Origin of the sequence: Streptomyces sp. NPDC006602 (assembly GCF_042870385.1) — a bacterium.
Taxonomy (GTDB): domain Bacteria; phylum Actinomycetota; class Actinomycetes; order Streptomycetales; family Streptomycetaceae; genus Streptomyces.
Genome location: NZ_JBIAHG010000007.1, coordinates 89,421 through 103,903 on the forward strand (window position 1 = coordinate 89,421; position 14,483 = coordinate 103,903).

General features: G+C 71.0%; 12 protein-coding genes and 2 pseudogenes. 8 read left to right on the forward strand and 6 right to left on the reverse strand.

The features are described 5' to 3' along the window. Positions 1-92 precede the first annotated feature (92 nt). Complete coding sequence (locus tag ACFYO2_RS20230) at positions 93-677, forward strand: TetR/AcrR family transcriptional regulator (RefSeq protein ID WP_388350604.1); 585 nt, start codon at positions 93-95, stop codon at positions 675-677. Here the strand turns inward: ACFYO2_RS20230 and ACFYO2_RS20235 are convergent. Genes ACFYO2_RS20235 through ACFYO2_RS20250 form a run of 4 tightly spaced genes read right to left on the reverse strand, consistent with a single transcriptional unit; the run spans position 664 to position 5,548 of the window. Further along, positions 664-1,338: an ATP-binding cassette domain-containing protein gene (locus tag ACFYO2_RS20235; protein ID WP_388350607.1), complete on the reverse strand. Its 675-nt coding sequence runs from the start codon at positions 1,336-1,338 to the stop codon at positions 664-666. The genes ACFYO2_RS20230 and ACFYO2_RS20235 overlap by 14 nt on opposite strands. Next, positions 1,325-2,308, reverse strand: a complete 984-nt coding sequence (locus tag ACFYO2_RS20240; protein WP_388350609.1) for an ABC transporter ATP-binding protein — start codon at positions 2,306-2,308, stop codon at positions 1,325-1,327. Before ACFYO2_RS20240 ends, ACFYO2_RS20235 begins: the two co-directional genes overlap by 14 nt. Further along, positions 2,298-4,055 (reverse strand): ABC transporter permease subunit, encoded by a 1,758-nt coding sequence (locus ACFYO2_RS20245; RefSeq protein ID WP_388350612.1) that lies wholly within the window; start codon positions 4,053-4,055, stop codon positions 2,298-2,300. The genes ACFYO2_RS20240 and ACFYO2_RS20245 overlap by 11 nt, the downstream gene beginning before the upstream one ends. Continuing rightward, entirely contained in the window at positions 4,052-5,548 is a 1,497-nt protein-coding gene (locus ACFYO2_RS20250; RefSeq protein WP_388350614.1) for an ABC transporter substrate-binding protein, read from the reverse strand. The genes ACFYO2_RS20245 and ACFYO2_RS20250 overlap by 4 nt, the downstream gene beginning before the upstream one ends. Positions 5,549-5,826: 278 nt before the next feature. Here ACFYO2_RS20250 and ACFYO2_RS20255 point away from each other — a divergent pair. Then, a pseudogene (locus ACFYO2_RS20255) lies at positions 5,827-6,173 on the forward strand (hypothetical protein); the annotation flags it as partial. Positions 6,174-6,178: 5 nt separating this feature from the next. Here ACFYO2_RS20255 and ACFYO2_RS20260 read toward each other — a convergent pair. Continuing rightward, a pseudogene (locus ACFYO2_RS20260) lies at positions 6,179-6,611 on the reverse strand (IS200/IS605 family accessory protein TnpB-related protein); the annotation flags it as partial. A gap of 497 nt (positions 6,612-7,108) precedes the next feature. Between ACFYO2_RS20260 and ACFYO2_RS20265 the strand changes: the two are divergent. The 3 genes from ACFYO2_RS20265 (at position 7,109) to ACFYO2_RS20275 (ending at position 9,301) form a co-directional block, all read left to right on the forward strand. Further along, a complete protein-coding gene (locus ACFYO2_RS20265) occupies positions 7,109-8,329 on the forward strand; it encodes a hypothetical protein (RefSeq protein ID WP_388350616.1) in 1,221 nt (406 codons plus the stop codon). Next, the gene (locus tag ACFYO2_RS20270) at positions 8,326-8,751 is read left to right on the forward strand and encodes a hypothetical protein (protein WP_388350619.1); all 426 of its coding nucleotides are present in this window, start codon (positions 8,326-8,328) and stop codon (positions 8,749-8,751) included. Before ACFYO2_RS20265 ends, ACFYO2_RS20270 begins: the two co-directional genes overlap by 4 nt. Before the next feature lie 112 nt (positions 8,752-8,863). Beyond that, on the forward strand, positions 8,864-9,301 hold the full coding sequence (locus ACFYO2_RS20275; RefSeq protein WP_388350621.1) for a DUF5959 family protein: 438 nt from the start codon (positions 8,864-8,866) through the stop codon (positions 9,299-9,301). Positions 9,302-9,373: 72 nt separating this feature from the next. Here ACFYO2_RS20275 and ACFYO2_RS20280 read toward each other — a convergent pair whose 3' ends face one another. Further along, entirely contained in the window at positions 9,374-10,582 is a 1,209-nt protein-coding gene (locus ACFYO2_RS20280) for a PucR family transcriptional regulator (RefSeq protein ID WP_388351276.1), read from the reverse strand. A gap of 164 nt (positions 10,583-10,746) precedes the next feature. On the opposite strand from ACFYO2_RS20280, the gene ACFYO2_RS20285 reads away from it, so the two are divergent. From ACFYO2_RS20285 to ACFYO2_RS20295, 3 genes are all read left to right on the forward strand, one after another. Next, complete coding sequence (locus ACFYO2_RS20285; RefSeq protein ID WP_388350624.1) at positions 10,747-11,673, forward strand: proline dehydrogenase family protein; 927 nt, start codon at positions 10,747-10,749, stop codon at positions 11,671-11,673. 238 nt (positions 11,674-11,911) lie between these two features. Then, positions 11,912-13,543 (forward strand): L-glutamate gamma-semialdehyde dehydrogenase, encoded by a 1,632-nt coding sequence (gene pruA, locus ACFYO2_RS20290; protein WP_388350627.1) that lies wholly within the window; start codon positions 11,912-11,914, stop codon positions 13,541-13,543. 73 nt (positions 13,544-13,616) lie between these two features. Continuing rightward, positions 13,617-14,465, forward strand: a complete 849-nt coding sequence (locus ACFYO2_RS20295; RefSeq protein ID WP_388350630.1) for an alpha/beta fold hydrolase — start codon at positions 13,617-13,619, stop codon at positions 14,463-14,465. Positions 14,466-14,483 lie beyond the last annotated feature (18 nt).

Genomic DNA, 14,483 nt, shown 5'->3' on the forward strand with positions numbered 1-14,483 from the left:
AGGACTGTACGAGCGTATTAAACGCTTGTCTAGTACGGCTGTATAAGTCAGACGTCTAGGACGGTTGTATGGATGGGGGTAGGCTGCTGGACATGGGACACCGTGAGGATCTGCTCGAAGGCGCCAAGCGCTGCCTGCTGCAGAAGGGGTTCGCGCGTACGACGGCGCGCGACATCGTGAAGGAGTCGGGGACGAACCTTGCGTCCATCGGCTACCACTACGGGTCGAAGGACGCGTTGCTGGCTCAGGCGTACGTGTCGCTGGTCGAGGGGATGGGCGATGCCTTCGAGGGGGAGGACCCGGCCGGCCTGACCACGGAGCCCGGCTCTTTCGAACGGTTCCAGGAGGTGTGGTCGAACATCATCGCCACCATGCGGGAGCCCGGTTCGCTCTGGCACCTCAGCATGGAGATCGTGGTCATGGGTGACCAGCTGCCCGAGGTGCGCGATCACCTGGCCCTGGCCCAGCGGGAGGCCGCGCGCGGACTCGTCCCGCTGCTCATGGGCGGCCGCGAGGAGGACGTCTCGGACGAGACGGTGGACACCCTCGGCATGTTCTACGTGACCCTGATGACCGGCCTCATCGCGCAGTGGACCTTCGATCCGAAGACCGCACCCGGCGCGGAGCAGCTCGCCGAGGGGCTGCGCCAGGTGATCGCCGGCGTCACGAAGGGCTGACCTGCCCGTCCCGCATCTCCAGGACTCGGTCCGCGAAGTGCCGCACGACCGCCCGGTCGTGGCAGATGAACAGGTAGCCGAGCCCGAGCTCCTGCTGGAGGTCGGCGAGCAGGTTCAACACGCCGGCCCGCACGGACGGGTCGAGGGCCGACACCGGTTCGTCGAGGACCAGCAGGCGTGGCTCGGAGGCGAGTGCGCGGGCGATGCCGGCGCGCTGACACTGGCCGCCGGAGAGTTCGTGCGGGTGGCGGTCGCCGTAGGAGGGGTCGAGGCCGACCCGGTCGAGGAGTTCGGCCACGCGGGCGGGGCCGGCTTCCGCACTCCAGCGGCCCTGGACCTTCAGCGGTTCCGCGACGGCGTCGCGGATGCGGTGGCGGGGGCTGAGGGAGCCGTACGGATCCTGGAAGACGGGCTGCATGCGCGGGCGCAGCGGCCTAAGTTCGCGTTCGGGGAGTCTCGTCAACTCCCTTCCCTCAAAGTGCACTTCGCCGCTGTCCGGGCGGCGCAGCTGGAGCACGGCCAGCGCGGTGGAGGACTTGCCGCAGCCGGAGGGGCCGTTGAGGGCGAGGGTCTCTCCCGTGTGCAGCGTGAAGGAGACGTGGTCCACCGCCGTGACCTGGCCGTAGCGGACGACGAGGTCGCGGACGTCAAGAAGAGGCATGCGGCTTCTCCAGGAACAACTCGACGGATGGGTACGGCACTTCGGCCGACCGGTGGCAGGCGACCAGCCGTTCGCCCACCGGGCGCGGCTCCGGCTCCTCGTGGTGGCAGGTGTCCGCCGCGAGCGGGCAGCGCGGGGCGAAGGCGCAGCCCGGTGGGAGCGCGCCGGGGGCGGGCGGTGTGCCGGGGAGGGTGGGCAGGCGGGAGCCGCCGGGGGCGTACTTGGGGAGGGATGCCATCAGGCCCGCCGTGTAGGGGGCCGACGGTCGGGTCAACACATCCTGGGCCGGGCCGAGTTCGGTCAGGCGTCCGGCGTACATCACCAGCGCGCGGTCCGCGTGCTGGCGTACGACGTCCAGGTCGTGGGTGACCAGGACGAGCGCCGCCCCGAGCGCCTCGCGCTGCTCGCCGAGCACCCGGAGTACCTGGTCCCGGCGCTCCTCGTCGAGGGCGGTGGTCGGTTCGTCGGCGACGAGGACGTCGGGTTCGTTGATGGTCGCCATGGCGATCACCGCGCGCTGTCGCATGCCGCCGGAGAACTCGTGCGGGTAGGCGCGGGCCTTGCGTGCGGCGTCCGGGATGCCGACGCGGTCGAGCGCGGCGACCGCCCGGGCCCGGGCCTCCTTGCGGGACACGCCGGTCACCGACCGTACGGCGGCGGCGAGTTGGTCGCCCACCCGGTGCACGGGGGAGAGGGCGGAGAGGGCGTCCTGCGGGACGAGGGCGATACGGCGGCCTCGCTGGGCCACGAGGTCGGTCTCGCCGCGCAGCCGGATGCTGCCGCCGGCCGTCGCGCCCGGCGGCAGCATGCCAAGGAGCGCGCGGGCGGTGAGGGACTTCCCCGCGCCGGACTCGCCGACGACGGCGAGGACTTCGCGCGGCCGGACGTCGAAGGACAGACCGCGGACGGCCTCGACGCCGTCGAAGGCGATGCGGAGATCACGTACCGAGAGCAGTGGTTCAGGCTGCAACGAGGGCCTCCTTCTTCTTGACGCGCTTCGTCGTGACCCGCCGGGTGCTGCGACGGCCCTGCGCGTACGCCGCTCCGGACACCGCCAGCCCTGCCAGCAGGGCCAGTGCCACCGCCGGGGCGAGGGCCGCCCACGGGGCGCGTTCCACGTAGGCGCGGGACTCGTCGAGGAGCAGACCCCACTCGGGGGCGGGCGGCTGCGCGCCCAGGCCCAGGAAGCCGAGGGAGGCCAGGGCGAGGGCCATGCCGGGCAGCCGGAGGAGGGCGTGCCGGGCGACGGGCGCGGCCACCGACGGGAGGACGTGCCGGGTGAGGATCCACCACGGGGATGCGCCGATGGCCCGTTGGGCGGTGAGGAAGGAGGACGCCCGGACCTCCTGCACCAGCGCCGCCGCGTGTGCGGCCAGCGGCGGCCAGGAGATCAGCGCGACCGCGAGGGCCGCCCCGCCGGTCCCGGGTCCGGCCGCCGCGGCGACCAGGATGCCGACGATCACCGGGGGCAGCGCGTTGGCGATGTCCGCCGCGCCGGCCGCGACGCCGGGCAGGAAGCCGAGCGCCAGCGCGACCAGCAGGCTCAACAGGCAGACGGCCGCCGCCGTGCCGACCGTCGGGGCCGCGCCGTGCCCGAGCCGGGCCAGCACGTCCCGGCCGAGGCCGTCGGTGCCGAGCGGGTGCGACCAGGAGGGCGCGGCCAGGCGGACGGTCGTGTCCACGGTGTACGGGTCGCGCAGCAGGCCCCGGCCGATCGTCACGGTGAGCACTGTGAGCAGGGTCAACGGGATCGCCGGGTGGGTACGGACCGGCCGCACCGGTGGCAGCGACAGCCCGGCGTCACGCAGAGCCGGGCCCAGCAGCCGACGCCGTACGAGCGCCGCCACCGCGCCCGCGACCAGACCGAGCAGCAGCAGGGCCAGGACCGCGCCCTGGAGCAGCGGCAGGTCCTGCGACTTGGCCGCACCGAGCGCCGTACGGCCGATGCCCGGCACCGCGAACACGGTCTCGACGGCGACCGCGCCGCCCGTCAGCCCCACGGCCACCATCCCGAACTGCGGTACAAGCGGCGGCAGTACGCGCTTGAGGGCGGCCGCCGAGATGCTCCTACGGCTGACTCCGGCCCCCCGCCACAGCTCCACCCACCGCTCGTCCAGCACGGCCGGCAGCGCTTCCGCGACCAGCCGGCCGAGCAGACCGCCCGCCGGGACGCCGAGGGCGAACGCGGGCAGCACCATGTACTCGGGTCCCAGCCAGCCGGACGTCGGCAGCCACCCCAGCCACACCCCGCACACCAGCAACGCGACGGTGGCCAGCAGGAACTCCGGCAGCGCCGCCGCCATCGCGGCCCACGCCCCCGCCGACCCGCGCCCCCGCACCAGCACGGGCGCGACCAGCGCGCACGCCAGCAGCAGCGCGATGGCGAAGGCCGCGCCCATCAGCGCGAGCGACACCTGGAGCCCGGACGTCACGGACGGCAGGACGTCGGTGCCGGAGACCCAGGACGTGCCGAGGTCCCCGCGCAGCAGGTCCGACGCCCAGGTCCCCAGCAGGGAAAGGGGACCCGCGTCCAGCCCGAGATCCTGCCGTACGGAGTCCAGGGCCTCCTTGGTCGGCTCCTGCTCGGCGGAGCGGGCGCGCAGGACCGCCAGGGCCGGGTCCCGGCCGGAGAGCCACGGCAGCAGACCGACGGTTGTCAGGACGGCGAGAAGGGAGAGGGCCCGGGTCGCCCCGGCCGCTCTGGTGCGGAGCTTCACTTGACGTGGGTGTCCGCCGTGACCAGCTCCCGCTCGCGGGGGTCGTGGGCGGCGTCGACGACTCCGGCGGCGTCGCCCTGGATCACCCGCTCGTGCAGCATCGGCACGGCCGCGTCGGTGGCGAGCACGGCGGCCTCGGCCGCGATGACGGCCTTGCGCCGGGCCTCGCCGGCCTGGATGCCGCTCGCCTTCGTCAGGGCCTTGTCCACGGTCGCGTTCGCGAGCTGGGAGATGTTGAAGGAGCCGTCGGAGGCGAAGTCGCTGAAGAGGTATGCGGCCGGGTCACCGGAGTCGAGCACGGTGGCCCGGGAGAGGACGAACGCGTCGAACTCGCCTGCCAGCGCGTCGGATTCGATGTTGGCGTACTCGCGGACGTCCAGCTTCACCTTGAAGCCGGCCTTCTGGAGCTGCTGCTGGAGGACGGCCGCGACCTCGGGGAGTTCGGCACGGTCGGTGAAGGTCCCGATGGTGATGGTCTTCCCGGCCGGGGCGCCCGTCTTGGTGCGGGACACCGGCGTGCGCAGTTCGGCCGCCCACGGCAGCGCGGGCCCCAGCAGCCCTTCGGCCACGTCCGCGCGCCCCTCGTACACGCCCTTCACGATCGACTCGGCGTCGATCGCCGCACGGGCGGCGGCGCGCAGTGAGGCGTCCTTGAAGACGCCGTTCTCGGTGTTCAGGTACAGCGTGTTGGTGCGCGGCATCGGGACCTCGGTGATCAGGTCCTCGTCGAGCAGCGCGGCCTGCGACACGGGCACCGCCTCGACGATGTCGACCTCGCCGCTGCGCAGGGCGGCGGCACGAGCGGTGCTGTCCGGCACGAAACTCACGTCGATTCCGGGGGACTTGGCCTTGTCGCCCCAGTAGTCGTTGTAGCGGTCGAGGGCGGCCGACGAGGTGCCGTTGACCTGGGTCAGCTCGAAGGGGCCGGTGCCGGCGCCGACGGGGCTGACGGTCTTTCCGTCGTACGCCTTCGCCGCGAGGATCGACAACTGCGGCGAGCTGAGCCGCTGTGGGACGAGAGGGTCCTCGCCGCCGGTGGTGACGACGACCGTGTCCGCGCCCTCGGCCTTCGCCGTCAGCTCGACGCCGTCGAGGATGCGCGGCTTGGGGGAGGCGCCGACGGCCTCGGTGAGCGAGCGGACGACGTCCTCGGCGGTGAGGTCCGTACCGTCGTGGAAGGTGACGCCGTCTCTGAGGGTGAAGGTCCAACTCTTCCCCGATCGCGTCCACCTGGTCGCCAGCGCGGGCTCGGCGTCACCGTCCTCGTCCAGCGTCACGAGCGTCTCGGCGGTCGACCAGCGCGACAGCTTGAACGCGTCGTCGGAGAGCGGGGACAGCCCCGAACGCGGAGGCTGCATCATCGCGACCCGTATGCGCTTGCCGCCCCCGGCGTCGTCCGTGGCCGACTCCGCACCGGCGAAGCAGCCGGTGAGCAGGGCGGAGGCGGCCGTGAGGGCGGTGGCGGGGAGCAGGCGGTGGGCGGGCAGGCGCACGGGACCCTCCGGGTAAAGGGGTGGTCAAGAGAGAATGCGCCGACCGTAGCATGATGACAATCGTTTTCAATAATTGCTTCCGGTGACCGCGCGCTGGGCGCGGTCGGGGTACCGGCCTCATGGCGCCGGCCTCGGGGTGCGCCGTCAGCTCCCGGTCGCCGCCGTGCCGGGCAGGGTGCCGGAGCAGGTTGCGCGGCCGAAGGTGCCGGTGGCGGTGGCGCTCTGGACGTGCCGGCCGCGGACGGCGACCGTGCAGCGGGCCTGGCCGCCCTTCTCGCCCGCTGGGTCGCACCGCGTCGAAGATGGCGGACGGCAAGACCACCGACTTCGAGTACCTGGGCCTGTCCAGTGAGATCCTGGACGAGAAGGTCGCCGGTGAGCTGACCAAGTCCTACCAATACAGCCCGTGGGGCGAACGCCTGTCGCAGGTCAAGCACAACAGCGACGGCACGACCGAGGACGGCTACTACGGCTACAACGGCCACACCGACGTCGAGACCCTGACGGACAAGAACGGCGACACGAAGGCGACGTACGGCTACACCGCCTACGGCTCCGACGACACGTCCGAGTTCACCGGCATCGACAAGCCGACGCGGCCGACCCCGCCAAGGAGCAGTACAACCGTTCCTAAACACTGAGCGGGAGCGAGTCCTGTTGCCAGGACTGCTGCTCGGTGGCGCTGCCCCGAACGGTGTTGGGCAGGCTGGTCGCCCGCTTTCGCTCCACTACCGGGCGCAGCGCATCTGGTGCGCGGTCCGGGCGGGTGGGGGCGGGTTTCCTCACGCCTGCGGGTGTCCGGTCGGGCCTGGGCGATCCGATGCCCACCACGATCGCTCTGGTCGGAGTGGGGCGGTGTCGTCCGTCGCCGGATCGGATGCCCGAGGGCGCGTCGCCCGACCGCGATGCTCGCCGCATCGTGCCGGGAAATCTTGCGAGTCGGTGTGGTCAGGGGGTTCTGCCAGTGCTGGGCGCCCCAGCGGCTGGTGTAGGCGGGGTCGACCGCGACGACGGCCACGTTCTGTTCGGCGGCCATCGACACCAGCCGGGCCCTGAGCTTCGCGCCGACAGGCGCTGAGGTGGGCCGCTTCGGTGAGCTTCGGGTCTTCGTCTGTCGCAGCGACGTCCGACACAGTCCGGTGCTCGACATCCAATGAAGCCAACTTCGAACTCCCAGGTCCTCGGGGCTGGTGTGAGTCGATGACCTTGCACTCGTGCTGGCCGCGGCCAGTTGTCTGCTCCGAAGATCGTCTGTCAGCGCGTGACTTCGAGGTTCGTGAGGACGAGCAGAGCCCGCAGTAGCGTGGTCGCGTAACGGGGTGACAGCGCAGTTTGGTGAGGATGCGCCAGACACCTCACGGTGCCAACGTGTCAAGCGACGGCGGCGAGTTCGATGGGGAAGGCGGTGCGTTCGTCGAACAACTCGCGCTTTGCGAGGGGCCACGGCTGGTCCGACGACGACAAGGACGACCGGTACATTCGCCCAGAAGGCCGGAACGAGTACATCGGTGTTCTCGTCCACCCGACGGGCACGCAGTGCAAGGTGTACCTCCACATCTGATGACCGTGAAGCTATTCGTGGACGCCCTGGTGATCGCGTCGGCCGCAGTGGCCCTCGCGCTCGCTCCGCGCGTCCTGGCCCGCCGCCCCGACTCGGTCGGGGCGGCGCGCCGCTCCGTGTCCCCGCTCGTAGCGCTGGCGGTCGTGACGGGCCTGGTCTACGTCAACCAGGTGCTGTTCACGGTGTACGTGCTGCGCGTGCACGCCGGGGACCCGTCGTTCATCGCGCGCTACCTGCCGGCCGGGTGGTTCGACCTGGCCTCGGCGAATCCCGGTCTGCGCCGCCTGGCGGACAGCTTCCCGGCGCCGCAGCTCCTGGCCCCGTCCGTGCTGCGCGTACAGGCCTTCCTCGAACTCCCCTTCGTTCTGCTGGCGTTCGCGACGGTGGTGCGCTGGCTCGACGCCGACCTGTACCGGCGGATCGCCCGCTCCACGCTGCTGCCGCTCGCGTCGGTGTCGTACACGGCCGTGTTCTGCCTGGTCGAATGGGACCTGCGCAATCCGTACACGGTCGATGACCTGGTCGTGCGGGCGGCCTCCGCCGTACTCACACCGCTCGTCCTGGCCCGCTGGGCGGCGCGCGACACCGGAGTGTCCCGGACGCCCGCCTCCGTGGGCGGACTGCTGCTGTTCATCGGCTCGCTGGGCACCCTGGGCGTACTGGTCCTGGTCGTGTACGACACCGCGCTGCTGTACAACCTGGGGCGGTTGGACGACCGTCTGCCGCTCGCGGGGGCGGCTGCTGCCGCACTGACCGGCCTCCGCCTGGCCGCGTCCCGCGTGTCACCCCGTTCCGACGCCGGCCTGACGCTGACGTTCGTAGGGCAGGCCCTGCGCCACGGGCTGGCGCTCTTCTTCGTACCGGCGCTGGTGGTGCGCTACGGAGTCATGTTCGGGTCGCCACTACTGGCGGCGGGGGCCGGCCTGCTGATGGCGGCGGTCGCGTGCGGGTGCGCCTGGCGGGAGGCGCCGGCCGAGACGGAGGGCGCCTCCGACTCGGGGCGCCTCCGTGGCAGCCTCCAGCTCGCGGGGCGGCTCGCCTGCGCCCTCATGGCGGGTGCCGGTGCCGCGTACGCCGTCGCCCGGCTGACTCCCCCGTCGTACTACGAGGTCACGCTGCTGTCAGCGACGGCCACGTTTCTGGTGACGGGAGTCGTGGCGTGCGGGCTCATCGATGCCTGGGTGAGCAGCCCTGCGAGAAAGAGCGGTGCGATGAAGTGATCGATCGACTGGTGAAAGTCACCCACTGGGAGCCGCGTCGGGCGGAGGTGTCCTGGGGTGAGACCGAGGAACGTCTCGGTCTGTCGCTACCCGAGGACTACAAGCGCCTCGCCGCGGTCTTCGGCAAGGGGCGCTTCTCCGACTTCCTGCAGATCCTTTCCGTCGCTCCCGGGGGAGCCTTCGACCTCGCCACCACCTGGCAGAGTCTCAGCACCGACGCTCCTGTTGAGGGTGACGACCCGCTGTACGCGCCGTACAGGATGTACCGGCCCGGCCAGGTGGGGCTGATCCCGTGGGGCTTCGGCCATGGCCACACCCGAGTTCATTCACCGGGTGGTGACGGACCCCGAGTTCGAGCCTTTCTCCGTCGCCGCCCTCGTGCCCGAGCCGTTTTTCGCGCCGGCTCCGGAAATCGCGTCTGAGACGTCTGAGACTCACTCACCGATGCCGGCTTCGAGGATTCACGGTCGCCGGCCTGCCGTTCACCTGCAGGGATAGGATTCGGCCACTACGAGCGTCTCGGAAGGTGCAACGATGGCTGAAGGGCCGATCGACCTGATCCGCCTGGTCGGCGGAGGCAACAGCGTCGTCCTTCGGATCACGGGAAGGGAGACGCGGCGAGGGGCGCGCGTGCCCGACGTGCTGACGGGCGAGTTCGTGGTCGACACGCCGTTCATCAGCGGAACCCTCAATGCCTGGGTGTTTTCTGCTGACTTGTCCGAATGGCAGCAATGTCTCGACGCGCTCGACGCCGGGGAACCGGCCGTCACCTGGCGTGAGGCCGGACGAGGCCCCGCCCTCTCCATCGAACGCGACGAGGCCGAAGAGCGACTCTGCGTCACTGTCAGGGACGATGTGTCGACTCTGACAACAGTGACCGTGACGGTACCTTTCGCCGACTCCTGGTTCGACGACGCCTACGACCGCCTCGAACAGGTCTGGAAGACCTGGCCTCCGACCGAGGACCAGTGAATACCGGCACATGCCAGCACATGGCAGGCTGCCGGCGCAGATCGAAGCGCGTCCTCGGCAGCAGCGGCATGCCTACAGCCGTGCCCCCTTCAACGCCATGTGCAGCAGCAGCCGGTCCTCGCCGTCGTCCAGGTCGAGGCCCGTGAGCTGCTCGACCCGCGACAGCCGGTAGTAGAGCGTCTGGCGGTGGATGCCCAGTTCGGCGGCTGTGCGGCCGGCCTGGCCCGCGCAGTCGAGGTAGACCTCGGCGGTGCGGGCGAGTTCACGGTGGGCGGGGGAGAGGAGGGTGCGTACGGCGGGGTCGTGGGCCGTCTCCGGGGGGAGTGCGGTCAGCAGGCGGTACGGGCCGATGGACGACCATCGCGCGACCGGCCCGAACCGGGGCTCCGCCAGGGCCGCCCGGGCCGCGGCCGACGCCTCTCGCCAGGCCGTGCCCAGCTCCACCAGGCCGGCGCGGGCGGGCGCGATACCGGCCGCCACCCCTGTGTCCCCGCGCGCCGCCTGGCCGTGGGCCTGCTCCAGCAGCCGCCCCGCCGCCGAAGTCGCCGGGGTCAGGACGTCCGCCGAGCGTAGCCGTACCAGCAGGGCGAGACAGTGGGCCGCCGTCCCCCACGGCACCGTGCACAGCGCGGTCGCCCCCGGCACAGTACGGACCGAAGGGGCGTCGTCCGGGTCGGCCGAGGGCCAGGGAGCCACGCACACCACCGTGTGGAGGGTCTCCGCGCGAGGGCCGAGGGCCGTGCGGAGTTCGGCGACGGCCATGTCGCGCTGCCAGTCCCGCTCGGCGGTGAGGACCGCCCGCAGCTCCCTGCTCAGATCCGCCCCGTGCTGCGCCTCGTCCGCGAGCAGCGCGCCGATGCGGGTCGTCACCTCCATGGCCGCGGCCAGTTGCCGATCCGTCGGGCCGGGGTCGTCGTCCAGCAGCCAGACGTAGCCGAGGACGACGCCCCGATGACGTACGGGGAGGCAGATCCGCCCCCGGTACACGCCCGCCTCCGGGGTCGGCGGGATGCGGACCGGGCCGGTCGCGCGGGTGATGCCGAAGCCCTCGAACCAGGTCCGGACCGCGGGCGTCGAGCGGCGGGTCAGGATCGAGCGGGTGCGCACCGGGTCCAGTGCGGAGGCGTCGAGCTCGCCCTCGCTGTCGTACGCGCCGAAGGCGATCAGCTCGAAGTCCCGGTTCTCCAGCGTCGCCGGGGCGCCCAGGAGCTCCGAGATCTCGTCGACCAGCTCCTGGTAGTCACCTTTGGAATCGGACGTCACCCAGGCATTCTCGCGTATGACGGCCGCCTCTTCATACATCTGTCTGAGATCTGCGGGACGGATGCGTGACAGCTGTCGATGGCAGACGATCGGAGGGATCCTTAGGTTTCACGGTGGTTCTCCGTGCCGTTCCCGAATCGTCGGGTATCGGCCTCGTCCGGGTTGGTATGTGGAGGTGCCCCGTGCTGGGTCCCGTGATTCTCGCCGCGTCGCGCAGTGACCGGATCCGACGGCTGATCTCCGCGGCCCCGGTGACCAAGCAGGTCGTCGAGCGCTTCATCCCGGGTGAGACCGTCGACGAGATCGTGCCGATCGTCCGGGAGCTGACGGACAGGGGGCTGGAGCTGACGATGGACGTCGTCGGCGAGGACATCACCACGCCCGAGCAGGCCGCCGCCGCGCGCGACGCCTACCTGGAGCTCGTGGACCGGCTGAAGCCGCTGGAGCTCGGCACCCGCGCCGAGATGTCCGTGAAGCTGTCGATGTTCGGCCAGGCTCTGCCGGGCGGGCACGAGCTCGCGCTCGCGAACGTCCGGCCCGTCGTCGAGGCCGCCGCCGCCATCGGTACGACCGTCACGCTCGACGCGGAGGACCACACCACCCTCGACTCGATGTTCGCCATCCACGAGGAGCTGCGGAAGGACTTCCCGCAGACCGGCTGCGTGATCCAGGCCTACCTCTTCCGCACCGAGGCCGACGCCCGCCGCCTCGCCGCCGCGGGCAGCCGCGTACGGCTGGTGAAGGGCGCGTACAAGGAGCCCGCCGAGGTCGCCCACCAGCACAAACACGAGATCGACAAGGCGTACGTCCGGATCCTGAAGGTCCTGATGGAGGGCGAGGGGTATCCGATGATCGGGTCCCACGACCCGCGCCTCATCTCCATCGCCCAGGAACTCGCACACCGCGCCGGCCGCAAGCTCGACGAGTACGAGTTCCAGATGCTGTACGGCATCCGCGGCCACGAGCACCTGCGGCTCGCGGCGGAGGGCCACCGGATGCGCGTCTACACCGCCTACGGCACCGACTGGTACGGCTACTTCATGCGGCGCCTCGCGGAGAAGCCGGCCAACCTGCGCTTCTTCGCCCGCTCGATGATCACCAAGGGGTAAGCGGTAGCTGTCGCCATCCGGGTTCACCCTGGATGGCGGCAGCTACCGCCCATCGGCCGGCTGAGCCGACCCGTTTCCGAAAGGAGTTACGGAAAACGTGACTCCGCCCCCGTGGGGGCTTCTCACTCGCTCGCCGCAGCGAGTTCGTGACGGTCAAGCCCTGACCGCCGCCCAACATACGCATACGACTTCGGCTCTCCCGGGCTGAAGTCAGGGATTCACCCGGAAGAGGTAGCTCATGGACGCTGTGACCCAGGTCCCCACCCCCGTCAACGAGCCGGTGCACGGCTACGCCCCCGGCTCGCCCGAGCGTGCCCGGCTGGAGGCCAAGCTGAAGGAGCTGGCCGAGAACCCGGTCGACCTGCCCTGCACCATCGGCGGGGAGAAGCGGCTCGGCGGCGGTGAGCGTTTCGACGTCGCGCAGCCGCACAACCACAAGGCCGTTCTCGGCACGTACGGCAACGCGACCCAGCAGGACGCCCAGGACGCCGTCGACGCGGCCCTCGCCGCCGCGCCCGCCTGGCGTGCGATGTCCTTCGACGACCGCGCGGCGATCATCCTGCGCGCCGCCGAGCTGCTGGCCGGCCCCTGGCGCGAGACGCTCGCCGCCTCCACCATGCTCGGCCAGTCCAAGACGGCCCAGCAGGCCGAGATCGACTGTCCCTGCGAGCTGGTCGACTTCTGGCGCTTCAACGTCAAGTACGCCCGTGACCTGCTCGCCGAGCAGCCCCCGGCCAACTCCCCGGGCGTCTGGAACCGCCTCGACCACCGCCCGCTGGAGGGCTTCGTCTACGCGATCACGCCGTTCAACTTCACGGCGATCGCGGGCAACCTGCCGACCGCGCCCGCGCTGATGGGCAACGTGGTGGTGTGGAAGCCGAGCCCGACCCAGACCCACGCGGCCGTTCTCCTCATGCAGCTCCTCGAAGAGGCCGGGCTGCCCAAGGGCGTCATCAACCTGGTCACGGGCGACGGCCTCGCCGTCTCCGATGTGGCGCTGAACCATCCGGAGCTCGCCGGTATCCACTTCACCGGCTCGACCAAGACCTTCCAGCACCTGTGGAAGACGGTCGGAAACAACATCGAGAAGTACCGCGGCTACCCGCGCATCGTCGGCGAGACGGGCGGCAAGGACTTCCTCGTCGCCCATCCGAGCGCCGACCGTGCCGTCCTGAAGACCGCCCTGACCCGCGGCGCCTTCGAGTACCAGGGCCAGAAGTGCTCGGCCACCTCGCGTGCGTACATCCCGGCCTCGATCTGGAACTCCGGCTTCAAGGAGGAGTTCGCGGCCGAGGTCGACGGCATCGCCATGGGTGACGTCACCGATCTGACGAACTTCATCGGCGCCGTCATCGACGAGCGTGCCTTCGCCAAGAACAAGGCCGCGATCGACCGGGCCGAGGCGGACCCGTCCTGCACGATCGTCGCCGGCGGTACGTACGACGACTCGGTCGGCTACTTCGTCCGCCCGACGGTCGTCGAGTGCACGGACCCCGAGAACGAGGTCTTCACGACCGAGTACTTCGGCCCGTTCCTCGCGGTGCACGTCTACGAGGACGACCGGTACGACGCGATGCTTCAGCAGATGGAGTCGGTGTCGGCATACGCCCTGACCGGCTCGGTCATCGCGAACGACCGTGCGGCGGCGGCGTACACGATGGACAAGCTCCGCTACGCGGCCGGCAACTTCTACATCAACGACAAGTCGACCGGCGCCGTCGTCGGCCAGCAGCCCTTCGGCGGCGGCCGCGCCTCCGGGACGAACGACAAGGCCGGCGCCCCGCAGAACCTGATGCGCTGGACGCTGACCCGCTCCATCAAGGAGACGCTGGTCCCGCCGACCGACTACACGTACCCGCACATGGGCTGACACCCGCACACGGTTCGGGCCAGGTCGACGATCTGGCCCGTTCGTGTTCCCGCGGCGCGGCAGAATCTGCACCATGAGGGAGACAGTGACCGCCGACGACGGCGTGCGGCTGTGGGCTTCGCGGTCGGGGCAGGGCACCCCCCTGGTGCTGTGCCACGGCGGACCCGGCCTGTGGGACATGTTCGAGGACGTGGCCGGGATGCTCGACGACCAATCCACGGTGGTGCGTTGGGACCAGCGCGGCTGCGGGCGGTCCGAGCGGTGCGACGGGCCTTGGACGAGCGAGCGGTTCGTGGCGGATCTGGACGCCGTACGACGGCACTTCGGGCTGGAGCGGACCGTGCTGCTCGGCCATTCCTGGGGCGCGCAGCTCGCGTTGAGCTACGCGCTGACCCACCCGGAGCACGTCGCCGCGCTGATCTACGTGAGCGGCACCGGCATCGGCCCGGACGCCGACTGGCACCCCGGGTTCAAGGAGAACTTCCTCGCCCGGCTCGGCGAGCAGCCCGAACGGCTCGCCCGCTGGCAGGAGTTGACCGACCTGCCCCGGCTCTCCGAGGACGAGGAACGGGAGCGCGCGGTCCTCCAGTGGTCGATCGAGTTCGAGGACCGCGAGCAGGCGTCGGAGCACGCCATGCAGATGGCCGATCCCTGGTTCCCGATCAACTCCGGGTGCAACAAGGCCCTGAACGCCGAGCGGAAGCAGACGTGGGGCACGCACGAGCTGTACGCCGCCTGTCAGGCCCTCGACGTGCCCGTGCTGATCGTCGACGGTGAGCGGGACATCCGGCCGCGCTCGGCGGTGGACTCGCTGGAGCGGGCGTTGCCGCGGGTACGGCGGGTGAGGTTGCCAGAGGCCGGGCACCTGCCCTGGGTGGAGGACCCGAAGGGCTTCCGGGCGGCGGTGACCGCGATGCTGTGAGCCACGGAATGCAACCGC